The 26474-nt window shown below is 59.3% G+C and carries 21 protein-coding genes; 9 read left to right on the forward strand and 12 right to left on the reverse strand.

Annotated elements, in window-relative coordinates:
* Positions 1-240 precede the first annotated feature (240 nt).
* Entirely contained in the window at positions 241-1152 is a 912-nt protein-coding gene (locus tag AC1DTN_RS04700; RefSeq protein WP_442207014.1) for an HD-GYP domain-containing protein, read from the forward strand.
* A gap of 105 nt (positions 1153-1257) precedes the next feature.
* On the opposite strand, the gene AC1DTN_RS04705 is transcribed toward AC1DTN_RS04700, so the two are convergent.
* A complete protein-coding gene (locus AC1DTN_RS04705; protein WP_442207013.1) occupies positions 1258-2316 on the reverse strand; it encodes an alpha/beta hydrolase family protein in 1059 nt (352 codons plus the stop codon).
* 139 nt (positions 2317-2455) lie between these two features.
* On the reverse strand, positions 2456-3784 hold the full coding sequence (aptA, locus tag AC1DTN_RS04710; protein ID WP_477920039.1) for an omega-aminotransferase AptA: 1329 nt from the start codon (positions 3782-3784) through the stop codon (positions 2456-2458).
* A gap of 247 nt (positions 3785-4031) precedes the next feature.
* On the opposite strand from aptA, the gene AC1DTN_RS04715 reads away from it, so the two are divergent.
* Positions 4032-6005, forward strand: coding sequence for a PhoX family protein (locus AC1DTN_RS04715; protein WP_442207012.1), 1974 nt, complete (start codon positions 4032-4034; stop codon positions 6003-6005).
* Positions 6006-6148: 143 nt separating this feature from the next.
* Here AC1DTN_RS04715 and AC1DTN_RS04720 read toward each other — a convergent pair whose 3' ends face one another.
* The 5 genes from AC1DTN_RS04720 to AC1DTN_RS04740 all read right to left on the reverse strand — a co-directional run bounded on the left by AC1DTN_RS04720 (position 6149) and on the right by AC1DTN_RS04740 (position 10393).
* Positions 6149-6466 carry an ArsR/SmtB family transcription factor gene (locus AC1DTN_RS04720; protein WP_007824533.1) on the reverse strand — a complete coding sequence of 106 codons (318 nt, stop codon included), beginning with the start codon at positions 6464-6466 and terminating at the stop codon, positions 6149-6151.
* 115 nt (positions 6467-6581) lie between these two features.
* The gene (locus AC1DTN_RS04725; protein WP_477920040.1) at positions 6582-7331 is read right to left on the reverse strand and encodes a HugZ family pyridoxamine 5'-phosphate oxidase; all 750 of its coding nucleotides are present in this window, start codon (positions 7329-7331) and stop codon (positions 6582-6584) included.
* Between the two features lie 139 nt (positions 7332-7470).
* Entirely contained in the window at positions 7471-8517 is a 1047-nt protein-coding gene (choV, locus tag AC1DTN_RS04730; RefSeq protein ID WP_442207010.1) for a choline ABC transporter ATP-binding protein, read from the reverse strand.
* A complete protein-coding gene (gene choW, locus AC1DTN_RS04735) occupies positions 8514-9359 on the reverse strand; it encodes a choline ABC transporter permease subunit (RefSeq protein WP_442207009.1) in 846 nt (281 codons plus the stop codon). Before choW ends, choV begins: the two co-directional genes overlap by 4 nt.
* A gap of 77 nt (positions 9360-9436) precedes the next feature.
* Positions 9437-10393: a choline ABC transporter substrate-binding protein gene (locus AC1DTN_RS04740; protein ID WP_442207008.1), complete on the reverse strand. Its 957-nt coding sequence runs from the start codon at positions 10391-10393 to the stop codon at positions 9437-9439.
* Between the two features lie 236 nt (positions 10394-10629).
* Here AC1DTN_RS04740 and AC1DTN_RS04745 point away from each other — a divergent pair, with 236 nt between their 5' ends.
* From AC1DTN_RS04745 to AC1DTN_RS04755, 3 genes are all read left to right on the forward strand, one after another.
* The gene (locus AC1DTN_RS04745) at positions 10630-11232 is read left to right on the forward strand and encodes a thymidine kinase (protein WP_113321978.1); all 603 of its coding nucleotides are present in this window, start codon (positions 10630-10632) and stop codon (positions 11230-11232) included.
* Between the two features lie 73 nt (positions 11233-11305).
* Entirely contained in the window at positions 11306-12379 is a 1074-nt protein-coding gene (locus tag AC1DTN_RS04750) for a hypothetical protein (protein ID WP_442207007.1), read from the forward strand.
* Between the two features lie 152 nt (positions 12380-12531).
* Positions 12532-13653 (forward strand): DUF2333 family protein, encoded by a 1122-nt coding sequence (locus AC1DTN_RS04755; protein ID WP_442207006.1) that lies wholly within the window; start codon positions 12532-12534, stop codon positions 13651-13653.
* Here AC1DTN_RS04755 and AC1DTN_RS04760 read toward each other — a convergent pair.
* From AC1DTN_RS04760 to AC1DTN_RS04770, 3 genes are all read right to left on the reverse strand, one after another.
* Entirely contained in the window at positions 13650-14111 is a 462-nt protein-coding gene (locus AC1DTN_RS04760; protein ID WP_113321981.1) for a PAS domain-containing protein, read from the reverse strand. The genes AC1DTN_RS04755 and AC1DTN_RS04760 overlap by 4 nt on opposite strands.
* A 46-nt stretch (positions 14112-14157) precedes the next feature.
* On the reverse strand, positions 14158-14883 hold the full coding sequence (locus tag AC1DTN_RS04765) for a helix-turn-helix transcriptional regulator (RefSeq protein ID WP_113321982.1): 726 nt from the start codon (positions 14881-14883) through the stop codon (positions 14158-14160).
* Positions 14884-15028: 145 nt separating this feature from the next.
* Entirely contained in the window at positions 15029-15490 is a 462-nt protein-coding gene (locus tag AC1DTN_RS04770) for an Lrp/AsnC ligand binding domain-containing protein (RefSeq protein WP_007824522.1), read from the reverse strand.
* 112 nt (positions 15491-15602) lie between these two features.
* On the opposite strand from AC1DTN_RS04770, the gene putA reads away from it, so the two are divergent.
* The gene (gene putA, locus AC1DTN_RS04775; RefSeq protein WP_442207005.1) at positions 15603-18719 is read left to right on the forward strand and encodes a bifunctional proline dehydrogenase/L-glutamate gamma-semialdehyde dehydrogenase PutA; all 3117 of its coding nucleotides are present in this window, start codon (positions 15603-15605) and stop codon (positions 18717-18719) included.
* A 95-nt stretch (positions 18720-18814) separates the two neighbouring features.
* Positions 18815-20506, forward strand: a complete 1692-nt coding sequence (locus AC1DTN_RS04780; protein WP_442207004.1) for a COG3904 family protein — start codon at positions 18815-18817, stop codon at positions 20504-20506.
* Positions 20507-20596: 90 nt separating this feature from the next.
* Here AC1DTN_RS04780 and AC1DTN_RS04785 read toward each other — a convergent pair whose 3' ends face one another.
* Positions 20597-21124 carry a TIGR00645 family protein gene (locus AC1DTN_RS04785; protein ID WP_477920042.1) on the reverse strand — a complete coding sequence of 176 codons (528 nt, stop codon included), beginning with the start codon at positions 21122-21124 and terminating at the stop codon, positions 20597-20599.
* Between the two features lie 154 nt (positions 21125-21278).
* On the opposite strand from AC1DTN_RS04785, the gene AC1DTN_RS04790 reads away from it, so the two are divergent.
* A complete protein-coding gene (locus AC1DTN_RS04790; RefSeq protein WP_007824517.1) occupies positions 21279-22958 on the forward strand; it encodes a formate--tetrahydrofolate ligase in 1680 nt (559 codons plus the stop codon).
* 83 nt (positions 22959-23041) lie between these two features.
* Here AC1DTN_RS04790 and AC1DTN_RS04795 read toward each other — a convergent pair whose 3' ends face one another.
* Entirely contained in the window at positions 23042-23956 is a 915-nt protein-coding gene (locus AC1DTN_RS04795; protein WP_442207057.1) for an extensin-like domain-containing protein, read from the reverse strand.
* A gap of 279 nt (positions 23957-24235) precedes the next feature.
* On the opposite strand from AC1DTN_RS04795, the gene AC1DTN_RS04800 reads away from it, so the two are divergent.
* Positions 24236-26473 carry a TonB-dependent hemoglobin/transferrin/lactoferrin family receptor gene (locus AC1DTN_RS04800; RefSeq protein ID WP_442207003.1) on the forward strand — a complete coding sequence of 746 codons (2238 nt, stop codon included), beginning with the start codon at positions 24236-24238 and terminating at the stop codon, positions 26471-26473.
* Position 26474: the final 1 nt, after the last annotated feature.

The raw sequence follows: 26474 nt of genomic DNA on the forward strand, positions 1-26474 counted from the left end.
GTTTGTTTTCGCCAAATCTGGAAAGATTGCGCCCGATTTTTTGATTTTTCAGTCCATTTCCCGCAATTTTCGGTCTGCCTTGTCTCGGCCCGCCAATGATCCTTGCGGTAATTCATATATTCAATCCAATTAATAATTGATTCTGAGAATCCCAGTATAACTGTCGTTCCTGTAGATATTGTTGCGGTGCAATAAAATATTCGATTTGTCGATATATGGATAGCGGGAACAGATATCTGGATGCTCAAGCGTATTGAAGCCAGGCAGGTGCGGACCGGAATGTTTATCGAGATGGTCGAGGGCATCTGGCACGATCCTCTTCTATCTCGGCGACGGTTCTTACTGCGACGCGAGAGCGATACGCTGAAGCTCAATGAGTGCGCGGATGCAGGTGTCGTGATCAACACCACCAAGGGCCTCGATGTCAGGAACACCTCACGCAAGATCGAGATCGACGTCAAGGGAGCGCGCGAGACCATTCAGAGATCCGTGGAGGTCCTGGAAGATGTCTTCGATCGGCTGCAGGGTGGAGATGGGATCACCGTCGATCAGGTCGAGCCGGTGATTTCCTCCGTTTCCAAATCGATGGATGACCACCCTGCCGTCTTCATGAGCGTCACCCGGCTGAAGTCCAAGGATGAAGTGACCTTTCTGCATTCCCTTTCGGTCAGTGCCTTGATGATCCTTTTCAGCCGCCATCTCGGACTGGATGAGGAAGTGGTGCAGACACTCGGCACGGCTGGGCTGTTGCACGACGTCGGCAAGCTCGAAATTCCGCTCGAAGTCCTCAACAAGGAAGGGCGCCTGAACGAAGACGAGATCCAGTTGATCCGTGATCATCCGGAAAAAGGGCATGCGATCCTGTCGCGTCAGGAGGGCATGTCGGAAATCGTTCTCGACGTTTGCCTCAATCATCATGAACGGATCGACGGCAAGGGTTATCCGCGCAGGCTGTCCCACGGCGAGATCAGCCTTCACGCACGTCTTGCCGCGATTTGCGATGTCTATGACGCCGTTACTTCGGTGCGCCCCTACAAGGCTCCGTGGAGCGCGAAGGAGGCGCTGAGCTGGATGCTTGCCAATGAAGGGCATTTCGACCGCCGGCTCGTCAAAAAATTTGCCCTCTGCCTGTCGATAGCCTCCGTTTCCTGAGCGTATCTGTCTCATCACACAAGGCTGCAGGGATCTGATCCGCCGCAGGCCGAATGTCTTCGTGATCCGTGGCTTCCCGAAAGCGCGCAGGATGAGGAAGCTGCTCTATTGATCAGCGAGCGCCTTTCCCAGGAAATCCGTGACCATGCTGGAAACCTGCTGGTGAATCGTTCCGCGATCCGCGCCAACACCATCCCCGCAGACGATGCTCTCCCCTGGCGCTTCCTTCTCGATCAGTTCGGCGGCGTCAGGTTTGCAGGACTGCATGAAGCTGAAATGCAGCGATCCGGGGATAAGGCTGTAGGTGGTGGTCGCTGGCGGTAGATAGCGGGCAAGGTAGCCGGAATCCTTGTTGGTGGCGGCTATGTCCGCCTCGGTTGCCGTCTCCGCATCGACATCCGCCGCAGCACCCAGCACCATGAGAGGGATATGGATTGCCGCAAGGCTCTCCGGTGTCAGCCCGCGGCCAGGTCCGAGGTCGAGCGTCACCGCGGCACGAATTCTTGCATCACCGAGATCGGCGGCCATCGCCGCGTTGGAAGCCGCATCGCGTCCGATGCCGAGCGCCTCGAATATCTTGCAATAGATCGCGCTGAATTCAGCCATGCAATTCTTCGTCACCTTGGCCGCGTCGAAGCGGCCGCCCGCCAGTTCGACGACCGTCCAGCCGCCGAGCGAATGGCCGATGGCGGCAATCCGATCGGATGCCACGCCGCCCGTCAGATCGGGATTGTCGAGCAGCGCATCGATCACGCGGCTGAGGTCGCCAGGGCGCTTCCACAGTTTAACGGCATCGGGCTTTCGCATGTCGAGTGTGGTCGTGCCGGGATGATCGGGTGCGGCGACGACATAGCCCGCGTCAACGAGGTCGGCCGCAAGCCAGGCGAGGTTGCGCCAGCTGCCGCCATAACCATGGGAGAGGACGACCAGCGGATGCGGGCCGGCCACGGGTTCGGCGTCCTTGATGACAGGTTGGCCGACGAAGGCCGGTGTTTCGCCGAGAAGGACGGGTGTGGCGTCAGACGCGGTCGGATACCAGATGCTGACATGCATTGAGCGATCGGCGTTTTTGCCGGGCAGGGTGGTTTGGCGGAACCCGGTTCCGGCATGTGCTGCTGATACCAGCAGCAGGAGCAGAGGGAGGACAAAGGCGAGTCTTGGCATCGGATCTCCATTGGGTTGATTTGCCCTGTCTGGAGGAAATCCCTGAGGCTGGAGACCGATAACGCGATCGAGGTCGCCGATATCAAAAGAAAGGGCGAGGCCGAAGCCTCGCCCTTGAATTCAATCGGGACTATCGAGCTCAGATGTTGTTCTGCAGGATCGTACGCAGCTTGCCGAAGAGTTCGTCGATGTGCTTCTTCTCGATGATCAGCGGCGGTGAGAGAGCGATGATGTCGCCTGTCGTGCGGATCAGCAGGCCGCTTTCGTAAGCCTTGAGGAAGGCCGTGAAGGCCCGCTTGGTCGGCTCACCGGCGATCGGGTCGAGTTCGATGGCGCCGATAAGGCCGGTGTTTCTGATGTCGATGACATTGGGGCAATCCTTCAGCGAATGCAGCGCATCGGCCCAGTAGTCGGAGAGTTCGGCTGCGCGGGTCAGCAGGCCTTCTTCCTTGTAGGTGTCGAGCGTTGCAAGAGCTGCGGCCGAGGCGATCGGGTTACCAGAATAGGTATAGCCGTGGAAGAACTCGATCATGTGCTCGGGGCCATTCATGAAGGCATCATGGATTTCCGAGGTCACGAAGACAGCGCCCATCGGGATGACGCCGTTGGTCAGGCCCTTGGCGGTGGTGATGATATCGGGCTTCACATCGTAGTACTGAGCAGCGAAGGGAGCGCCCAGACGGCCGAAGCCGGTGATGACTTCATCGAAGATCAGCAGGATGCCATGCTTGGTGCAGATCTCGCGCAGCTTCTGCAGATAGCCCTTCGGCGGAATGAGAACGCCGGTCGAACCCGCAACCGGTTCGACGATCACGGCGGCGACCGTGGATGCATCGTGCAGAGTGACGATGCGCTCGAGTTCGGTGGCGATATCGCCGCCATGCTCGGGTTCTCYGCGGGTGAAGTTGTTCTTGCCGGGCAGGTGGGTGTGCGGCATGTGGTCGACGCCGGTCAGCAGGGTGCCGAACATCTTGCGATTGGTGACGATGCCGCCGACCGAGATGCCGCCGAAGTTGACGCCGTGATAGCCACGCTCACGGCCGATCAGGCGGAAGCGTGAGCCGTTGCCCTTCACGCGGTGATAGGCGAGCGCCACCTTGAGCGCCGTTTCCACCGATTCAGAGCCGGAATTGGTGAAGAGGACGTGGTCCAATCCTTCCGGCGCGATGTCGACCAGGCGGTTGGCGAGCTCGAAAGCCTTGGGATGGCCGAGCTGAAAGGCCGGGGCGTAATCGAGTTCGCCGGCCTGTTCGCTGATCGCCTCGGTGATCTTCGGACGGCAATGTCCGGCATTCACGCACCAGAGGCCAGCCGTACCGTCCAGAACCTGACGCCCGTCATGGGTCTGGTAGTACATATCCTTGGCGCTCACGAAGAGGCGCGGTTCCTTCTTGAACTGACGGTTTGCGGTAAAGGGCATCCAAAAGGCGCGAAGGTCGTTTGGCGTTGCATTCAGGCGGTTGGACATGCTGTTCTCCTGGCCGTTGGGGAGGCCGTTCCCGTTCAAGGCTTGGCGCCGTTTATTTTTACTGCCCGGTCAAATTATCAGCGCCCGGCAAGGCGTCAAGCCGAAGAAGCGCCGCTGTCTGCCGTTGCCGGACACTTCGGGCGTCATCAATCCTTCGCCCGGCATTGCTACAAAAATCGATGGCCGCAATGGCCGAGGGCATTTCATTCATTTCCTTGAAATTCAACCATTTTTACCGGAGGTAGTCATGACGGACCGCCAGAAAACCAGACCGCGTCCCAATCCGCGGCGTGCATTTGCGCCGAGCTACGGCACCATTCTCGAAGAAGGCGTTCGTCGCCGTACCGTTCTCAAGGGCTTTATCGCCGCCATGGGTGCGGCTGCTTTTGCGCCGGCGCTCGAAGCAACGAGGGCAGAAGCTGCCGAGTCGACCCTTACTTTCCCCGAACTGAAGCGCGTGCGCGACACCGCCGACCATTGGCCTGATGGTTACGAGCGCCAGATCCTCATTCGCTGGGGCGACGCTCTCTTTACCGACAGCCCGGAATTCGATGTCGCCAAGCTGAATGGCAAGGCGGCCGAGCGCCAGTTTGGCTACAACAATGACTTCACGCAGTTCCTGCCGCTGCCGTGGGGCGAAAAGAGCTCCGATCACGGCCTGATGGTCGTCAGCCATGAATATGCGACGCCCTTTCTGATGTTCCCGGGCCTGACCGCGGACGATTACCGCGAGAAGATGACCGAGGATCAGATCCGCGCCGTCATGGCTGCTGTCGGCATATCCGTTTTCGAAGTGCGCAAGGATGGCAATCAGTGGCAGGTGGCTAAGGACGGCAAGTATAACCGCCGCATCCACATGAGCACGGAGATCGGCATTTCCGGCCCGGCTGCCGGCGACGACCGGCTCAAGACCAAGGCCGATCCGACCGGCACGGTTGTCTTCGGCACGATCTCGAACTGCAATGGCGGCATCACACCCTGGGGCACGATGCTCTCAGGCGAAGAAGGCGCGATGGACGTTTTTGCCGGCGACTATACCAAGTTGCCGAACCAGGAACTGGTCGAGCGCCAGGGCTGGGACGAGGATGAGAACGACATCTATTCCGTCAGCCGCGTCGAGCCGCGCTTCAAGTTCGAGGAAGAGCCGAACGAATGGATGCGTTTCGACTGGGTCGTCGAAATCGATCCCTTCGATCCGACGGCAAAGCCGGTCAAGCGCACGTCGCTCGGCCGCATGACGCATGAAGGCGCGCAATGTTGCGTCGCGCCTGACGGCCGCGTCGTGGTCTTCATGGGTGATGACGACGATTTCGAATATATCTACCGCTTCGTCACCCGCGATCCGTGGAACCCCAACGATCGCGCCGCCAACAAGGATCTGCTCGATCACGGCACGCTGTCTGTCGCCAAGTTCGAAAGCGACGGCACGATGCGCTGGATCCCGCTCGTTGCCGGCGAAGGCCCGCTGACGGCGGAAGCCGGCTTCAAGACGCAGGCAGACGTGGTTCTCGCCACCCGCACTGCCGCCGACCTTGTTGGTGCGACGCCGATGGACGGGCCGGAGGGCTTCATCCCGCATCCCGGCACCGGCAAGCTCTATGTGGCCATGACCGAAAACGAGGATCGCTTGCCGAAGGGCCAGGGGGACGACGAGAAGGAACAGGTCAACGTTGCCAATCCACGTGGCCCCAACCCGCATGGGCATCTGCTGGAGCTTGTAACGCCAGGCGGTCCTGACAAGCCCGATTACGCCGCTGAGAGCTTCAAGTGGGACGTCTTCGTGCTCTGCGGTGATCCGGCCAAGCCCGAAGACCAGGCGATGTTCCACCCGGCGACCACCTCGGCCGGCTGGTTCACCGACCCCGATAACCTTGCCGTGGATCCAGCAGGCCGCCTCTGGGTCACTACCGACGGTCCGCCGCCTGAGGGCATCGCCGATTCCGTCTATGTGATGGATACGGAAGGTTCGGGCCGCGCTTTGCCGAAGCTCATTTATATCGCGCCTGTCGGTTCGGAGACCTGCTCGCCGACCTTTACCTCGGACGGCTCCAGTGTCTTCCTCTCGGTCCAGCATCCGGGTGAATTGCGTATGGCCGATAACGAGGATGCGACCTCAATGGAAGATGCCGGCACCAGCTGGCCGGACTTCAAGCCGGGTGTGCCGGCGCGTCCGTCGCTCGTCGTGCTGACGCGCGCTAGCAACGGAGTGGTGGGCAGCTAACCTGTCGTTCTGACACAGACGGGACCGGCAATTCTTGCGAATTGCCGGTCCCAAAGGTTTTACGTGCTGAAAATCGTTAAGCGGCGCCCGCGGAAGCATTTCCCTGGAACGCTGCTCAGACTGACATCATGTCAGCGCTGACATCAGGCTGCAGACCTGCTCCGGTTCTGAGCCACGTAGATATCCTCCAGCGTCGCGAGGATCTTCATGACCGGCTCGGAGTTGCTGGAATAGTAGATCGTCTGTGCATCACGACGGGTCTTGACCAGCTTCTGAGCGCGCAATTTCGACAGATGCTGGGAGAGGGCCGACTGGCTCAGGCCGACCTGGGTGGCGAGAACGCCGACAGGCACTTCTCCCTTTACCAGGCTGGTGAGGATCAGCAAACGCTTGGGGTTGGCCATGGCCGATAATAAAGCTGCCGCCACATTGGTGTGCTCGGCCAAATCAGAGGTTTCCATATTTTTTCTTCCTAATGCGAAACGTACATCATCCGTACAGGCACAGGCCGTCAGACGGTTCTTTGACTGACGGCGAAAACTAGCAATTGGGCTCGAAGATTGTATATACCTAAATTTAAGGTATCAGGTATGCTATTTTAGATATGTTTGAACAAATGTGATCTAAGTCCTCAGCGGGTATGTCGAACTCGCAACGCATCAATAAGTCACCTGAAATCATATCAAAACCTTCGGAATCGACCCCACATATGCGCCAGGGACCCGCTTCAGGTGCCTTCAGCCTGGATGTCAGCGCTAACATGAGGTCCGGATGGCGCGCTACTAAATCTTGCACTGCGGCGTCAGCTTTTTCAGCGATGTGATCATTTGCCTCGGAGTGAATCACGAGATCGCTGCCGTCCAAAATGTAAGCACGGCCGAATCCGCCATTAAGGCTGGCCGATTGCGGGATGAGCCGGAAGAAACGGAAATCCGGGAAATCGATATAGAGTTTCGCCTTGGCGTGACGATTGAGGAAACGAGCGCGGATGCGCGCGTGGAGAGGCGTATCCCGCTCCACCTGTTCCGCACTGCATTGGGTCGTCAGGCGGGCATGGGCAAGCGGATCGCCCTTGCCGGGCTCGCCGGTCAGGAGCGAGGCCCTGGCATCGGCAGCGAGCGCTTTCGTGTGGGTCGAGAGCGCGGAAACGAGAATGACCGGCACGCCGTCTATGTCGGTGCCGAGGAGAACCCGGCTTGCGAAGGGAAAGCCGGTTTCGGGATCGAGAACGGCGAGGGCAGCATAGCGGGCGGAGCGCAAGAGAGTGCGCGCCAGCTTGCGGGCCTCGTCGTCGGTTTCGCGGAGCGTGGAGGACGGTTCTTTCATATCCGCGTTGTCGCAAAGCGGAGTGAAAGGATCAAGTCTAAAGCGTGTCGCGATCTCCAGGATTCGCTTGCCACGCTTTAGGTTTTTGTTTTCGCATGTCGTTACCGCAAAACCGCTGCACACTTTTGCGCGACATGCTTTATTCCTTCCGCTTGTGCCGTGTAAGGCCGGTGACGACATCCTGCGCCGAGATCGTGCCGACGATCTGCCCGTTGTCGACCACGCCGATACTGCCGGGCTGCCGGGAGAGGGCGTCGAGGATATCGACAAGCGGCGTCGTGGGGCGCGCAGTGGCGCTGACCGACATGCCGATTGCCGCATCGCCAAGCCCGGGCTGCATGATGTCAGAGGCCATCAGCATGTTGATCGGATTCATGTTCTGCACGAAGTCGGCGACATATTGATCGGCCGGGTTCTTGACGATCTCCTGTGGCGTTCCGCACTGGATGATGCGTCCGCCCTCCATGATGGCGATGCGATTGCCGATGCGGAAGGCCTCGTCGAGATCGTGGCTGACGAAGAGGATGGTCTTCTTCAGCCGCCGCTGGAATTCCAGCAACTCGTCCTGCAGGCGCGTACGGATCAGCGGATCGAGCGCGGAGAACGGCTCGTCCATAAGGAGGATTGGCGCGCCGGTGGCGAATGCACGGGCAAGGCCGACGCGCTGCTGCATGCCGCCGGAGAGCTCGTTGACCTTGCGGTCCGCCCATTTCGTCAGGTTGACGAGTTCGAGCTGCTCGCCGACCCGGCTCTTGCGCTCGGCTTCCCGCACGCCCGAGAGCTCAAGGCCGAAACCGACATTCTCGGCAACGGTGCGCCAGGGCATGAGGGCGAATTGCTGGAACACCATGGAGACCGTATGCGTGCGCAGGTCGCGCAGCGCCTTGGCACTGCATTTGTAGGGGTTTACCGGCCCCGTTGCCGTCGAAACGGCGACGTCGCCGCGCACGACCGGCGCAAGCCCATTGACGGCACGCAGGAGCGTCGACTTGCCGGAACCCGAAAGGCCCATCAGCACCAGGATTTCGCCTTCCTCGATGGTCAGCGAGGCATTGGCGACGCCGAGAACGAGGCCGGTCTCGGCGCCGATCTCGTCACGTGAGCGGCCCTGGTCGACCATGGCGAGCCCAATTTCCGGCCGGTCGCCGAAGATGATGTTGACGTCTCTGAAACTGACCGCGGTCATGCGCCGTCTCCTTCGCCTGCGGTGCGGAACATGCGGTCCAGAATGATTGCCAAGATGACGATACAGAAACCGGCCTCAAAACCCTTGGCGATGTTGACGGTATTTAAGGCACGCACGACCGGTACGCCGAGACCGGGAGCGCCAACGAGGGCGGCGATCACGACCATCGAGAGGGAGAGCATGATGGTCTGCGTCAGGCCGGCCATGATCTGCGGTGTTGCAAAGGGCAGCTCGACCTTGCGCAGAACCTGGATCGGCGTCGCGCCGAAGGCGACGGCGGCTTCGACGAGGGAAGGGGGCGTCGAGATAATGCCGAGGCGGGTAAGGCGGATGGGGGCGGGGATGGCGAAGATGACGGTTGCGATCAGGCCCGGCACCATGCCGAGGCCGAAAAGGATAAGTGCTGGAATCAGATAAACGAAGGTCGGAATGGTCTGCATGAGGTCCAGAACGGGCCGCATCGCGGCATAGATCCAGGCGCGGCGGGCAGCCGCAATGCCGAGCGGAATGCCGATCACCATGCTGACGAAGGTCGCGGCGAGTACGAGCGCCAGCGTTTCCGTCGTCTCCTTCCAATAGCCCTGGTTCATGATGAGCAGCAGCCCAAGACAGGTGAAGACCGCCACTGTTATCGATCGGCGCAGCCACCAGGCGAGGAGGCTGATGGCAAGGATGGCAATCAGCGGATTGGGCGTCTGCAGCACGAAAAGCAAGGCATTGATGACGTGGGACAGCAGCGCGGAGAGTTGGTTGAAGAACCATTCGCCGTTTGTCGTCAGCCAGTCAACGAAGGACTTGGCCCAGGGGCCAATGGGAATTTTAGCGTCGGTGATCCAATTCACGAGGCGCGCCTGTCTTTTAAGAACGAAGATCGGGATGAAAACGAAAACGGGGCGGCAGATCCGCCCCGTTCATTTCATCAGAGGCCGAGGCCGGACTTGACGGCTGCGAGGCCATCGCTGCTGCCATCGCGCGTCTTGACGCCGGCAAGCCAGGGATCAACCGTGGACGGATTGGCCTTCAGCCATTCGCCCGCTGCCTTTTCCGGATCTTCACCGTCGTTCAGGATCTTGTTCATGATCTCGTTCTCCATCTTCAGGGAGAACTTCAGATTATTGACCAGCGTCCCGACGTTCGGGCACTCATCGAGATAGCCGGCACGCACGTTGGTATAGACTTCGGCGCCGCCGAAATTCGGTCCGAACGTGTCGTCGCCACCCGACAGATAGGTCATCTTGAAGTTGGTGTTCATCGGATGCGGTTCCCAGCCGAGGAAGACGACGGGCTTGCCTTCCTTCTCGGCGCGGGCGACCTGCGCCAGCATGCCCTGCTCGGAGGATTCGACCAGTTCCATTTCCTTCATGCCGAAGGTGTTCTTGTCGATCATGTCGATGACGTGGCGGTTGCCGTCATTGCCGGGCTCGATACCGTAGATCTTGCCGTCGAGATCACTCTTGTGGGCAGCGATATCCTTGAAGTCCTTGATACCGAGTTCGGCGCCCTTGGCATTGGTTGCCAGCGTGTACTTGGCGCCGACGAGGTTCGGACCGTAAGATTCGACCGACTTGTCGTCGAGGTAGGGCTGGATATCTGCCTTCTGGGACTGCATCCAGTTGCCGAGGAACACGTCGATGTCCTTGTTCTTCATCGAGGTATAGGTGACCGGCAAGGAGAGAACCTTGATGTCGGTCTCATAACCAAGCTTCTTGAGGAGCAGGGAGGCGGTCGCCGTAGTCGACGTGACGTCCGTCCAGCCGATATCCGAAAGATGGACGGTGGAGCAGCTTTCAGGGTCTGCGGAGAAGGCGGCGGTCGCAACGGAGAGAGCTGCGACTGCAGTTGCGGTAATGAGTTTGAATGCGCTTGTTGTTTTCATTTTAGACTCCCAGTCTTACGTTCCCAAGCCAACCATCAATAGACCAGTTTTACAAGCGATCTCGGCGCGTTTGCGGCGTTCCGGACTATATGATTGCGACGCCTCAGCGTTTTTTGGGAAAGCTTGAATTTCAAGGCCTTTGGCGATTTCGCCACCAGGATTTCCTGTGATTATCGATTTGTCGGGGCTTTTCTTTGCGTTCTCCAGCTTTCAAGAAGCCAGATAAGGAGAATCCGATGGCAAAACTCTATTTCAACTACTCGACGATGAATGCCGGCAAGTCGACCATGCTGCTGCAGGCCTCCTACAATTACCAGGAGCGCGGCATGCGCACGGTTCTCTTGATCGCGGCCTTCGACGATCGGGTGGGGCGGGGCATCATCGGTTCGCGTATCGGGCTCGAAGCGGAGGCCATCCCCTTCGAAAGCGACAGCGATCTCTATGCGCTGGTCCGGAAACTCAGCAGCGAAGGACAGGCGATCTCCTGCGTCTTCGTCGATGAAGCGCATTTCATGACGCGCGATCATATCTGGCAGCTTGCCCGCGTCGTCGACAGGCTCGGCATTCCCGTGATGGTCTACGGCCTGAGAACGGATTTCCAGGGCAAGCTCTTCCCGGCCTCGCAGGAGCTGCTGGCGATTGCCGACGAGATGAGGGAGGTGCGTACCATCTGCCATTGCGGGCGCAAGGCCACCATGGTCGTGCGGCTCGATGCCGAGGGCAAGGTGCTGCACGAGGGCGCGCAGATCGATGTCGGGGGGAACGAGAAATATGTTTCGCTCTGCCGCCGCCATTGGGATGATGCAATGAACGGCGAATGGATTGCCGAGCCGGTCTGAACGGATCGACGCCTGTTTTCTTTAGCGCGGCAAGTGAATAGTCTGGAAGACGGAGATTCCATGGGAGTGCCCGGTGCGCAAGAGCCCGCCCTTCGATAGCCAGTATGATGCTGCCCGTGACCTTGCCGAGGCCATGGCCGGCGAAGCCGACTATTGCGCCGCCTGCATCACAAGTTTCGATGGTGACGAGTCGCGCTCATCCGACGAGATTTTCCTGGAGCAGAATGCGCGCTTCCAGGCCTTCTTAAACGACAGTGCCACGCTCGATGTGCTGCTTGCGGAACTCGTCTTCTCCCTGGACCGGCTGACGGCCAAGGTTTCGGCCGATCTCGACAGTTTTCGCGGGCTGACGCGGCGTGAAAAGATGGCCGGATGGTTTTCCCGACAGCGCATGTGGCGCATGCATAGCGCGCGGGTGCGCGAGGCGCCGGTCGTGGAACAACTGCTCGATCTTCTGACGAAATCCGATCTGCTGGCGACGCTGCTTAAAGGCGAGAGGCTGTCCCTTGTCGAGCGTCACAAGAGCGCCGAATTGAGCCTCATCGACATTGTCGAGCATCGGCGGCGGCTTGTTGACGAGATCGACATTGCGCGGATGCGGATGAAGGAGCTCAACGCCAAGGCATTGAACACGCAGGGGCGCATCGGCGTCTATGGCAACAAGGCGCACTGGGAGCAGATGGAGGCGGAGCGTCTGGCGTTGAAGGCGGAGGCCGAGCGCATTTCCGTCGAGGAACATGCGATGCGCGACGAGAGCCAGCGACGCGAACGCTTCATCGGCATGTTCCAGGCCTTCGTCGACAGGCTGAACGGCCGTGTCGCCGGCTGCAACGTGCTCATCCGCAAGCTTTCGGTCGATACCGAGGAGCGGCTTATCATCTATCAGGCACAGGTCGATACCGACCGTCCGGGCATGAAGGTGAGGATCAAGCCGGAGCTTTTCCCGAATATCGCCGCATCCATCGCGCTTTTCGAAAAGGGCATGCTGGTGCCTCAGGATCTGGTCCAGCGAAAGAGCCGTGCAGATCAGGAATTTGCCCGGAAATTTCCCGCCTATGCCGAGGAGCCCTCGGAGGCGCCGCTGATCGATGTGGTGCGAAAATCTCCGATGTTCGGCCTCGGATTCCTCCGTTCGCTGCGCTCCTGACGGGGCGGCGAGGGAAGGCGTATCCGATCTGTCGCGTCTGGCTCGCGCACCGTTTGGCCGAAATATCCTTGTCTGTTGTTGTACTTGGGCGATCGAGCGCATATGTGGATGGAAAGGATATCCCTGTTTTCGCCGCCTGACAGGAGACGACGATGCTCGACCGGATTGCCGGTTTTTTCAGACTGATCGGCCAGACGATCAGCCGCTGGGTTCGCCTTTTCGCTGCCTGGGCGATCTGGCCACTCATGGCCGCGCACGGATGGTATGCGCGGCGGACCTGGATGATCCGGCTGCCGATCATCGCGTTTCTCGCGCTTCTCGTCGTCCTCTACGGCTATTTCATCTGGCAGACGCAGGCCTGGTCGAATTTCAATACGAACTTCGTCGATCAATATCGCCTTTCGGATCGCAAGGTGCCGGCAGGACAGGAAATTCCGGCGGCCGACGGCACTGCCACCAAGACCTGCCAGCGCTCGGCGATCGTCGATGTCGCGGCCGATCTGACGGACTTCAACGTCAACCAGAATGCCTGGATATCGTCGATGGTGCTCTACAAGATGGGCCTGTTCGGCATGGACTGGGATCACACGCCCTTCCTCGACAACAAGGCATCCTTCCAGCGCGGCATCAACCAGGCGGTCCGGCGAACTTCGGCGGAGCTTGTCGACACGCTCGGGCGCGTGCGCGGCACGTCCGGCATCAACAACGATCTGCAGACCGCGCGCGGCAATCTGCAGTTCGATGAACACAGCTGGTATTTCGGGCTCGATCCCTTCGGACTGAAGACGCCGACGCCTGCCTATTATCGCACCGCCATCAAAGACTTGCGCAAGTTCAATACTGATCTCGCCGCCTGCAACGCAGTTTTCGACGGTCGCGCGGACAACCTGATGCAGTTCATCGACCGCATCGCCAACGATCTCGGCAGCACCTCCGACATGCTGGCGGAGCGCTCGGAAAACCATAATCGCGGCTGGTTCGACACGCGGGCGGACGATCGATTCTGGTTCGCCTACGGGCAGCTCTACGCTTATTACGCGATTCTGACGGCCGCACAGTCTGATTTCTCTCAGGTTGTGTCGGAGCGAAACCTCGGGGCGATCTGGGCCGGCACGACACGGCAATTCCAGGCAGCACTTCGCATCCAGCCGGCAATCATTTCCAACGGACGGGAGGATGGCTGGATCATGCCGAGCCATCTCGCCACGATGGGCTTTTATATGCTGAGAGTGCGATCGAACCTGGTTGAAATCCGCTCGGTGCTGGACCGTTAAGCCGGAGTGCCGCCGTCCTCGAAGCCAAGGATGCGCAGCTTCTCGACGAATTCATAGGTGATACCGACGATACCGCCGCCGCTGGCGTCGTCGCGGAACTTGCCGACGGAGCGCACCATCTTGTAGCCGCCGAGCCCGTTGTCGACGCGATAGACATAGTGGAAGCCGACCCGGTAGAGGCTTGCCTGCTCGAAGGTTTCGGCAATCAGCAGCCGGTCTTCCGCATGGATGCGCGACATGAGTTCGGTCAGGTTGACCGGACCTTCGCTGTAAGGAAGATCGAAGATCTGGTGTACGTCTTCGCTGGCGAAGAAATGCCCGGTCTCGAGGTTCATCCGCCAGAAGCCGAAGAGGCGGTAGGCAGCGAACATGGTCAGCGCTTCTGCATCGGTAATTCCGATGTGGGCACGGGATTGCAGCCGATGTTCGACGGCTGACTGTTCGAAACGAAGAGGCACGGTTTCCCCCTAATTCGGGATGGCGCGCTGATTCTCTTCTGATTCCTCAGTTGATCAGCTTCAATCGGATGGCTTTTGCTACCAACTGGGTGCGGTTGACGCAATCGAGTTTTTTAATTGCGTTGGTCATATAGGCATTTACCGTGTGATCCGAGAGCGCCAGGATCTGGCCGATCTCGATCGAGGTCTTGCCCTGCGCTGTCCATCGCACGACCTCAAGCTCGCGGGCCGAGAGCGCGCTATGGGGGCTCTCCTCATTGCGCTTGACGCTGTTGTAGGTATCGACGGCGTGGAGAACGATCATCGCGAGTTCGTTGATCTCGCTCTGGCCGAGGGATGCACGTTCGCCGCCAAACCAGAAGACGAGGCGCTGTCCATCGGCCGAATTGATCGGCATGGCAATGCCGGCGCTCATGCCGTGCTGCAGCATCAAGTTTCTGGTGCCGGCAGGGAAAGACTGGGCATGGCCGGGATCGTTAAGATGCCATACCTGCGGTACGGCTGATTCCCTCATGCGTGCGGCAAAGGGACAGGCGCGCAGCATATGCGCGCGATCGAAATCCCTGATGTAGGAAACCGGCAGCGAGCTCTCGATGATCAGCGGCTTGAGCAGCAAATCTTCTATCGTCGGCGCGTTCAGCAGGGTGGCGTGCTCAAAACCGAATGCCGCTGCCACCCTTCCAAGCGCTTGTGCGAACAGGCCGCGCGTGCGCGCCACTGCCAGTTCGCTCGATAGTAATGACTGCCTTTCAGAGGTAGTCATGTAAGACATTATATGCCCCCGCAAGTCCCTATGTTACCGCTATCAAATACATAAATCCGCCTGGATGCTAGCCCTAATTGACTTAGCACACGCTGATTAATTCATTTTGTGAAAAATTAACCAGATGAAAAACGCGCTTAAGTTGATTTTCGAGCTATACGGGTAGAAGGGCTGTGCCTTTTACCTCCTCCATGACCGCATAGGTGTGTGTTTCGCGTACGCCGGGGAGGGAAAGAATCACCTCCGAGAGGAATTGGCGATAAGCCTCCATCCCCGCCATGCGCGCCTTCACAAGATAGTCGAAGCCTCCTGCGACCATATGACATTCCATGACGTCGTCGCTGCGTTTTACTGCCGCAGCAAAGGCATCGAAAACGTCAGGCGTGGTACGGTCAAGTTTTACCTGTACGAAAACGAGGAGGTTGCGGCCGAGTTTTTCCGGCGAAAGGATTGCCATATAGCCCGTGATATAACCGTCTCGGGTTAGCCGCTTGACGCGCTCGGCAGTGGCCGTGGGAGACAGGTTGACGCGTTCGGCGAGCTCTATGTTGGAAAGTCGTCCTTCCTTCTGCAGCGCACGCAGAATCTTGCGATCGAGACGGTCGAGCTCTTTCATTTTTCGCGGCCTTTCAGGCGGTCGGTAGGCGAAGATCGTGTTGGTCGGCCTCAGTTTAGTGAAAAACACCACGAATGAACAGCTATGTTGCCGAAATCACGGAGAACACTTCATGCCGACCCAGATTTCCACGCCTTTTGCCCCGTTCAACGCTCCATTTGCCGGTGACGATGATCGCCTGCTGCATGGTTTCGCCGAAGGCTTGCGCTTTTCGGCCTCCCAGGATGTTGCGATCGACAAGCGTGCCGGGGGCATGATCGAGGCGATCCGCAGCAATTCGGGATCGATCGGCGGCGTGGAGGATTTCCTCAGGGAATACGGGCTTTCCACCAAGGAGGGTCTGGCGCTGATGGTGCTTGCCGAAGCGCTGCTACGCGTGCCCGACGCGTTGACGCAGGACAAGCTGATCGAGGACAAGCTGAAGGAAGGCGGCTGGAGCGAGCATGAGGGCAAGGCCGACAGCTGGTTTGTCTCGGCATCCGCCTGGGCGCTCGGCGTTTCAGCCCGCATCATCCGCCCCGGTGAGACGCCCGAGGGCGTGCTTCGCGGCCTTGTCAAACGCATGGGCCTGCCGACCGTTCGCAATGCCACCAAGCAGGCCATGCGCTTCCTTGGCCATCACTTCGTGCTCGGCGAAACCATCAAGGACGCTCTCAACCGCGCGGCCAAGAGCGAGGAGAAGGGCTATCGCCATTCCTTCGACATGCTGGGCGAGGGCGCACGGACGGCCGAAGATGCCAAACGTTATTGGCAATCCTACGCCATGGCGATCGAAGCGATCGGCGGCTGGATGGCGAAGAACGCCAAGGGCAAGGATTTGCCCGATCGCATGGGTATTTCCGTCAAGCTTTCGGCGCTGCATCCGCGCTATCTCGCCACTCACCGCGATCGCGTGATGAGGGAACTCGTGCCCGACCTCCTGAAGCTTGCGCAGATGGCTAAGGCACATCAGCTCAATTTCACCATCGATGCCGAAGAAGCCGACCGGCTGGAGCTTTCGCTCGACGTGATCGCCGCGGTCTTTTCCGATCCGTCGCTTGCCGGCTGGGATGGTTTTGGCCTTGCAATCCAGGCCTATCAGAAGCGCGCGGTCGCCGTGATCGATTATGTTGATGAACTCTGCGCAAAGCTTGGCCGCCGCATGATGGTGCGCCTCGTCAAGGGCGCCTACTGGGATACCGAGGTCAAGCGGGCGCAGGAACGCGGGCTTGACGATTATCCGGTCTGGACGCGCAAGCAGGCGACAGACCTTTCCTATCTCGCCTGCGCGCAGCACATGCTCGCCAAGCGGGCGCGTATTTTCCCGCAATTTGCCACCCATAATGCACTGACGGTTTCCACCATTCTGGAGCTTGCCGGCAATGATCGTTCCGGCTTCGAGTTCCAGCGCCTGCATGGTATGGGCGAGAGCCTCTACAATCATCTGCTTGATACCAACGACCGGATCGCCTGCCGGATCTATGCGCCTGTTGGAGGCTACCGCGATCTGCTCGCCTATCTTGTCCGCCGTCTTCTCGAAAACGGCGCCAATTCCTCCTTCGTTGCTATGGCCGGCGACAAGAATGTGCCGATCAAGGCATTGCTGGAGCGTCCGGCGGACAAATTGCAATTCGATGTCGGCGCCAGTGCGCGCAACAGCAGGATCCCGATGCCGCTGCAGCTTTACGGCAAGCGGAAGAACAGCGCCGGACTGGAATTCGGCCATCGGGCGACGCTTGAAAAGCTGATGGAGGCGATCCGGAAGGGGCTTCCCGCCATCGCGGCCGCGCCCCTCATTCCGGGCGTGGCTGCCAGCGCTTCGGAAGCGCCCGTCCTTTCACCGTCCGATCGCTCCAGGACCGTCGGCTCGGTTCGCAATGCCACCGTTGCCGATATCGACAAGGCCTTTGCCGTTGCCGCTAAAGGCTACAAAGCATGGTCGCGCCGTCCGGTCGAAGAACGTGCATCTGCGCTGGAGCGCATGGCCGACCTTATGGAAGAAAATCGCGACAGGCTGCTTGTGCTCCTGGCCGCAGAAGCCGGCAAGACGCTCGACGACGGCATTGCGGAAATACGCGAGGCGGTGGATTTCTGCCGCTATTACGCCAGCGAGGCGCGGCGGCTCTTCGGCACAGCGACCAAGATGCCGGGGCCGACTGGAGAGGATAATCGGTATCTATGGCGCGGCCGCGGGGTTTTTACCTGCATCTCGCCCTGGAACTTTCCGTTGGCGATCTTCCTTGGGCAGGTTTCGGCCGCACTCGTTTCCGGCAATGCCGTGCTTGCAAAGCCTGCACCGCAGACGCCGCTGATCGCCTATGAAGCAGTGAAGCTGTTCCACAAGGCCGGCGTGCCGGAAGATGCGCTGCTCTTCGTGCCTGGCGGTCCCGACGTCGGTGCCGCTATCACGGCGCATGCAGCGCTTGCCGGCGTTGCCTTCACCGGTTCGACGAAGACGGCATGGGCGATCAACCGAGCGCTTGCTGCCAAGGATGGGCCGATCGTGCCGCTGATCGCCGAAACCGGCGGTCTCAACGCCATGGTGGTCGATGCAACCGCGCTCGGCGAACAGGTGGCCGATGACGTGGTCCTCTCAGCCTTCCGCTCTGCCGGTCAGCGGTGCTCTGCACTTCGCCTGCTCTTCCTGCAGGAGGACGTGGCCGAGCACATGACGCAGATGATCGAAGGTGCTGCGCGCGAACTGCAGCTTGGCGATCCCGCATTGGAAACGACCGATGTCGGCCCGATCATCGACGAGAAGCAGAAGGCGATGTTGGAAGCCCATATCGCCGACATGCAGAAAACGCAGAAGGTTCGCTATGCCGGCAAGGCGCCTGATGGCGGAAGCTTCTTCGCGCCGCATATCATCGAGCTCGACAAGCCTGCGGCACTGACCAAGGAAGTCTTCGGGCCGGTGCTGCACATCGTGAGATGGAAGGCGAAGGAATTGCCCAGGGTGCTGCAGGATATCCAGGCCTCCGGCTACGGCCTGACGCTTGGCGTTCACAGCCGCATCGAATCCACGATCCGCACCGTCACCGATGCGCTCGATACTGGCAATGTCTATGTGAACCGTAACATGATCGGCGCCGTCGTCGGCACCCAGCCCTTCGGCGGCTCAGGTTTATCCGGCACCGGCTTCAAGGCCGGCGGGCCCGCCTATCTGCTGCGTTTTGCGCTGGAGCAGGTGATCTCGGTGAACACGGCTGCCGCAGGCGGCAATGCCAGCCTGATTGCGATGGGCGAATAAAGTAATAAGGCGGCGGCAAGTCCTCGGAATCCCGCTTGCTGCCGTTTAATCCAATTGCTAAGCGTATGGTCAGGTGCAACTAAGGCGATCTAATCGTGCGCTTTGCAGTTTCTTTTTTGGTGAAGTGCCTATCCTTCCGATCATTACTTATTTTGTTCCTTTTGAACTTGCCGATCGGAGCTACTGCCTCCGAAGCAGCCAAGCAGAAACAGGCGGGGCAACCCCCGATGGATTTCATTCTCGTGCACAGCCTCTCCTGTCTGGAAGACTGTCCTGAATGGATATCGGCGGAGGGGCGTATAACGTCAGATACGCCAGCGCGGTTGAGAAAATTTCTCAAGAAGATCGGCGACCGGAAAGTACCTGTCGTCCTCCGCTCGGAGGGCGGCGAAGTCGATGCCGCCTATGCGATGGGCCGGATGATCCGCAAGGCTGGTCTTGAAACGGCAGTCGGCGGGACGCAGCTTAAGGATTGCCCCGATGACGATAGGCGCTGCGCTGCTGCTATCGCAAAGGATGGCACTTCGCTCGGGGACACTTATTCGGATGGTGCGTTCTGCTATTCGGCGTGTCCTCTGGTGCTGGCTGGTGGCACGTCGCGCGCCTCGTCGCAGTGGGCCTATATCGGCATCCACCAGATCACGACCATCTATCAGAAGGTGCGTGTCTCTTACCGGATCGAATACAAAATGGTGAACGGTAAGAAGACGGAAGTCTCCCGCAAGGAGGTTGGACGAAAGCCAGCTGGGCAGCGCAGTTCCACCAAGCTGGGCAAGAAAGCCACCGCTGCCCTGACGGGCTATTTGAAAGAAATGGGCGTCAGTGGTGATCTGGTTGATCTGATGATGGCGACCACCCCTGCAAGCATCGCAGTCATACCGCCTGAAGACGCAGTTCGAATGGGTCTTCTCACGGGTGTGCTGACATTCAGTGAGTGGCCCGGTATGCCGCTCTGTACCAAAGACGCCGCGGCGAGCGCCGCCTGCTATCGCCATCCTGCGGCCGAGGTGGCTGTAGCGCCGGCGCCTGTGGCGGAGGCACCGGTGAAGCGTGCGACCGTATACACAAGCGGCGGTCTGCCTAAAACCCATCCTATGGACTTTCTCGTGATGTACGATGGCAATTGCCAGGACGAGTGTACGCAGTGGATTTCTGCGGATGGGGACATCACCCCGGATACGCCGGCTCAGCTGGACGCGGTCTTGAAGACGCTCGGAGAAAAAAAGCTGCCCGTCGTCTTTCAGTCCTATGGCGGCGACAGAGATGCTGCTTTCGCGATGGGGCGTATGATCCGCGCCGCAGGTCTCGATACGTCGATTGGTAGAACGCGCTTGCCGAATTGTCCGATGCAGGATCCGCGTTGCACTGCGAGTATGGCCAAAAACGGGCCGACCGAAGGTGAGGTCTTTGCCGGCGGTGCGTACTGCTTTTCGAGCTGCACGCTTGCCTTCATGGGCGGAGAGTTGCGGTTCGTCGGAAAGACTTCTGCTCTTGGCCTCAGCCAGCCGGCGATCGAGCTTACGGAGACCGAGCGCGGAAAATTCATTGCCTATTTCAGCGAGATGGGCATCAGTCCCGAGACATTCGACACGATGATGATAACGCCGTCATTCGGGAGAGACGATATATATCCACCTCAGGCGCTCAAGCTTGACATCATCGATGGTGTGATTCCCTACGATGAAGAGCCGGGCCTTCATCTCTGCGGACCGAACGCGAAGGAAAGCGTCCGGTGCCCCAGGAGATCCGGTGTGGAAACTGTTCCGGTTGCGGCCACGGTCAATTGATGCCGATATCCGAAAAGATGCGCCGCCGCGATACGGCACTTTTGCTTTGTGCGGCTCTCGTTCGCCGGATGTGTCCGGCTTGACGCCGCCTTACGCCTTGTCCTTCAAATCATTCTTCGAGGTCACGCTCATCAGCTTCTCGAGGAAGCCGAGCATGACTGCCGAGACGACAAAAGCGAGATGCATGAGGGTCAGCCACATGATCCTGCCGTCGGTATATTGATCGACGTTGAGGAAGACCTGCAGGAGGTGGATGGAGGAGATGGCGACGATCGAGGAGGCGACCTTGATCTTCAGGCTGCCGGAATCGAGCTTGCCGAGGAAGGAGACTTCGCCTTCCTTTTCGGCCTCGTCGAAACGGCTGACGAAATTCTCGTAGCCGGAGATCATCACCATGACGATGAGGCTTGCGACGAGTGCCGCATCGATAAGCCCGAGCATGGCGAGGATCATTTCCGCCTCGCCGAGCTCGAATACGCTTCCTGCGACCTTCAGGAACTTGAAGGCGAAAGATACGGCATAARCGGCCAACGCAAGCACAAGGCCGATATAGAAGACCACCAGCAGCCAGCGGCTGGAAAGAATGATGCGCTCGACCAGAAGTTCGAGTGATTTCATGGTCTACCCCGTAAATCTCAGAATCGTTGGCCCCTAATAAACAATGGAATAGGCGGACTGCAAGGCGCAGTACTATTCACAGGTTCGGGATATTTCGCTATCCGATTGAAATAAACGCCGAGTCCGTTGTGCTGAGAGAATGAGGACACGATCCATGGCTGCCATCAAATCCGATATCGAAATCGCACGCGCGGCGACGAAGAAGCCGATTTTCGAAATCGGCGCCACGCTTGGCATCCCCCCGGAACAGCTTGTTCCCTATGGTCACGACAAGGCTAAGATCAGTGCCGAGTTCATCGCCGCCCAAGAGGGCAAAAAGGACGGCAAGCTGATCCTTGTTACCGCCATCAACCCAACGCCGGCGGGCGAGGGCAAGACGACGACCACCGTCGGTCTCGGCGACGGGCTGAACCGCATAGGCAAGAAGGCGATCGTCTGCGTGCGCGAGGCCTCGCTTGGTCCCTGCTTCGGTGTGAAGGGCGGGGCGGCAGGTGGCGGATATGCCCAGGTCGTGCCGATGGAAGACATCAACCTGCATTTCACGGGCGATTTCCACGCGATCACCTCGGCACACAATCTGCTCGCGGCGATGATCGACAATCATATCTACTGGGGCAACGAAGAGAATATCGACCTGCGCCGTATCACATGGCGGCGGGTGATGGATATGAACGACCGGGCGCTACGCAGCATGGTGTCTTCACTCGGTGGGGTTTCCAACGGCTTTCCGCGGCAGAACGGCTTCGATATCACCGTCGCCTCTGAAGTGATGGCAATTCTCTGCCTTGCGACCGATCTCAGGGATTTGGAACGTCGCCTTGGCGATATCATCATCGGCTATCGCTTCGACAAGACGCCGGTTTATGCCCGCGATCTCAAGGCGGATGGGGCCATGGCCGTGCTCCTGAAAGACGCCATGCAGCCGAACCTCGTGCAGACCCTGGAGAACAATCCTGCCTTCGTTCACGGCGGTCCTTTCGCCAATATTGCTCACGGCTGCAATTCGGTGATTGCGACGAAGACCGCGCTGAAGCTCGGCGAATATGTCGTGACGGAAGCGGGCTTCGGGGCCGATCTCGGCGCAGAGAAATTCTTCAACATCAAGTGCCGAAAGGCAGGGTTGAAGCCGAGTGCTGCCGTGATCGTGGCGACAGTCCGGGCGCTGAAGATGAACGGCGGCGTGAAGAAGGACGATCTCGGCGCGGAGAATGTTCAGGCGCTGGTTCGCGGCTGCTCCAACCTTGGCCGCCATATCGCCAATGTGCGCCGGTTCGGCGTGCCTGTCGTCGTTGCGATCAACCATTTCACCTCGGATACGGATGCGGAAATCGCTGCCGTCAAAGATTTCGTCGCGCGTCACGGAGCGGAAGCCATCCTCTGCCGTCATTGGGCGGAAGGGTCTGAAGGCATCGAGGACCTCGCCTATAAGGTTGTGGAGCTTGCCGAATCCGGACAGGCGAAGTTCGAGCCGCTCTATGGCGACGACCTCCCGCTGCTCGAAAAGATCGAGATCGTCGCCTCGAAGATCTATCACGCCGGCGAGGTGACGGCTGACAAGGCTGTACGCGACCAGCTAGCAGCCTGGGAGGAACAGGGCTACGGTAACCTGCCGGTCTGCATGGCGAAGACGCAATATTCCTTCTCCACCGATCCGAACCTGCGCGGTGCGCCCGAGGGGCATATCGTAACGGTGCGCGAGGTGCGCTTGTCAGCCGGCGCCGGTTTCGTCGTGGTCATCACCGGCGAGATCATGACGATGCCCGGTCTGCCGAAGTCGCCGTCGGCGGAGCGGATTTACCTCAATGATCAGGGTTATATCGAAGGACTATTCTAGGCCGCCGCCACTTCACAAGCCGATTCAAGGCTTTCGCAACCGGATTCCGATCTCGCGATCAAACCGTTGATCTGTCTCGTATTTCAGTGACAGTAACGAAAGCCGCCCTTTCTCTCGATCACATCGAGATGGAAGTGGGTTTCGTGGGCAGCATCGCTCTCGGGATCGAGCACGGTGTTGAAATAGAGGCAGCCTGCGGCGCTGACGGTGCGCTGGAATGCCCCTGTCAGCGTCGAATCCTCGCGGCGCGAGCGGACGGCAACATCCTCACCCTTCTTGAAGCTGAAGCTTGCGATATCGATGGCATTGCCGCGGGCATGTTCGGAGATCTTGCCGGTGTCGGCGCCGTTGCGCAGGCGGCAAATGTAGGCGGAAGCCTGATTGATGGTGGTGATATCGCCGCTTTCCGGCAAGGCGACCGAGGCTGTGGGAATGACGCTTCCCTTCATCCATCGTGCGAGCGCCAGTGCCGTCGGGCAGCGTAGTGTGGCTTCAGGCTTCAGCGTGATGCCGGGCAGCGCTTGGGAGACGATGATCGGCTTGTCGATGCCGCAGCCGTTGCCGTCGTCGATGCGGGGTGTCTCGCGGAAGACGACGCCGAGGCTCTGCAATTCTCTAGTGCATTCGGCATGGTCCGCGTCGCTTTCCGGTTCGATGGTCAGATGCTGCTCTTCGAGCGTCTGTTCAGTCGGGGGCTTCGCCCGGTCTTCCGGTGTGGGAGAGGGTGGACCAAATTTTTCGCCGGCTGGCGCGGCCGGGGTCTCGCTCGGTTTGGGCTGCGGTGTCGGAACCTCGGAGGCGGCCGGCGGTGTTTCGGGGTTTTGCGCAGGCGCAGGTTCGGGCTGAGGCTTGGGAACCTGCTCTTCTTCCTGTTTCTTTTCTGGCTGAGGGGCCGCAGGCGCTTCGATTGCTGCTTCTGGCTTTGCCTGAGGGACCGGGCCGGTTCGCGGCAGTCTTGCGCCGGGGAGCAGGGCGAGTGCGGCCAGAATGACCGCCATCTTCCGAAATTCTCTCACACGTCGTTTCCCGTTGATCGAGCGGAGGGGAAACGCAAGAACGGCGAATTCGTTGCAATTGCGCAACGTTTCCTGAGATCCTTAAAACTTGACGTTATTATTCAACATAAATCGGCGGAATATATTGACAATAATACTCATGTTTTTTATGCGGCAAAAAGAAGGCGGAAATCTCCGCAGTCGTCCGCAAGCCTAGCCAGCCCCTCGAGCGTCTGAAACGCCACGACAGCCAGCCCGGTAATTTTCATTTGAGGGTAGGTTATGATCGTCCGGCATTGGCGCTCGGTTCTAATGGTCTGCACAGCAGCCGCACTTGTTCTTCCCGTTTCACAGTCTTTCGCTCAGAGCGCTCCGGCGACCACGCCGGCCACGAATGCCGAAGGCGCAACCGTTCTTCAGAAAATCGTCGTCAAGGGAAATCGTGCGGCCCCCGGCAGTGTTGCCGACACGCCGCTTGCAACCCAGATCGACAAGAAGGAACTGGAAAAGAAGCAGGTCACGAATTACGACGATATCGGCCGCAGCGTCGATGCAACCGTGAATTATTCGCGCGCCGATGCCGGTTTCAATCTGCGTGGCCTCTCCGGCCCGCGTATCCTGACGACGATCGATGGCATCCCGATCCCCTATGTTTCCAACAGTTCGCGTCAGGGCGCCTTTGCGACCAGCAACGCCAATGGCGGCGGCGATACTTTCGATTTCGACTCGCTCTCCTCTCTCGACATCGTGCGTGGAGCGGATTCGAGCAAGGGCGGTTCGGGCATGCTCGGCGGTGCCTTCGTTCTCAATACGCTCGAGCCGGAAGACCTGATCCCGGAAGATCGCGACTGGGGTGCGATCGTCAAGTCGACCTATGACAGCGAAGACCGCAGCATTGCCGGCTCCGCTGCTGCCGCCAAAAGGGTCGGCAACACGTCGATCCTTTTCCAGGGTGCCTATCGCAAGGGCCATGAGCGTGACAGCAAGGGCGACATCGACGTCTACGGCAAGCCGAGGACCGAGCCGGATCCGGCCGATTTCGACCAGCACAACCTGCTGTTCAAGGTGCGTCAGGATCTCGAAGGCGGCCATCGCATCGGTTTGACGGCTGAACGCTTCCGGCGCGACCTGAAGACCGATCTGCGGGACCTGCAGGGCACGCCTCCGATCCGCAGCTATCTCGTCGGTAACTATGACGGTCGGGAACTGCGCGACCGTGACCGTGTTTCACTGGATTATGATTACGAGGCGCAGTCTTCCGATGCATTCTTCAGCACTGCCAGAGCCACCCTCTACTGGCAGGATCTGAAAAAGGAATCCGGCAGCCAGGGCCGGACCGCAGCCAATGTCGTTTCTGGCCGCAATAACAGCGTAGAAAACGAAACCTGGGGCTTTAGCGGTACGGCGACGAAGGACTTTGAATATTCCGGCCTCAGCCACTCCGTTCGTGTCGGCCTCGACGTCGGGGTATCGAAATGGACGCAGTACAGTTCGGCGCTTTGCCCAACGCCGACAACCTGCCCGGCACTCAACAACCAGTCTGAAGTGCCCGATGTCGACAGCACGAACCTCGGCGTGACGTTCGAAGACAAGATCGAGATCGGCAATAGCGGCTTCGCGCTAACGCCCGGCTTCCGCTTCGATTGGTTCAACTACCGGCCGTCGACGGGTGGCGGTTTCGAGAGCAACCCGGCGCTTCCCCGCTTCGGTGCGGTTTATGATCGTACGGAAGCCGGCATGTCGCCGAAGTTGCTCGCGACCTACGATCTGACGCCTGATGTTCAGCTCTATGCCCAGCTTGCCGTCGGCTTCCGTGCCCCGACCGTCGATGAACTCTACAGCCGCTTCTACAACGCGACGCAGGGTTATGCGCAGCTTGGCAATCCAAACCTGGATCCGGAAATCGGCCGCGGCATTGAGATCGGCGCTAACTTCGATACTGGCGGTCTGCAGGGTCGCGTAGCGGCATTCCATACCCGGTATCAGAACTTCATCGAAACCGTGACGACAAGAGATCCCACCACCGGCTTCATGACGTTCGCCTACACGAACGTATCCTCGGCTTCCATCTCCGGTCTCGAAGCGAATGTGATCAAGACGTTCGACAACGGTATCAATCTTCATACCTCGCTTGCCTATACCTATGGCCGGAACGACGATACGCAGGAGCGGCTGCGCTCAGTCGCGCCGTTTAAGGCCATTGTCGGCGGCGGCTGGAGCAATGACGAATACGGCTTCGACCTCTCCTCCACGCTCTCGTCGCAGATGACCGGTAACGACAATGCTCTGACGTCGTTCGATGCGCCCGGCTACGGCATCGTCGATCTGACCGCATGGTGGACGCCAGAACAAGTCAAGGGTCTGCGTATCCAGGGCGGGATCTACAACATCTTCGATCAGGAGTATTACAACGCGCTCGCTGTTCGCGAGGTCAATCTGAGTGCAACCGCTTCGCAGCCGAAGGAATGGTATTCGGAGCCGGGCCGTACCTTCAAGATCTCCGTTACCAAGACCTTCTGAT

This window comes from Rhizobium sp. 01T444 (genome assembly GCF_056398305.1).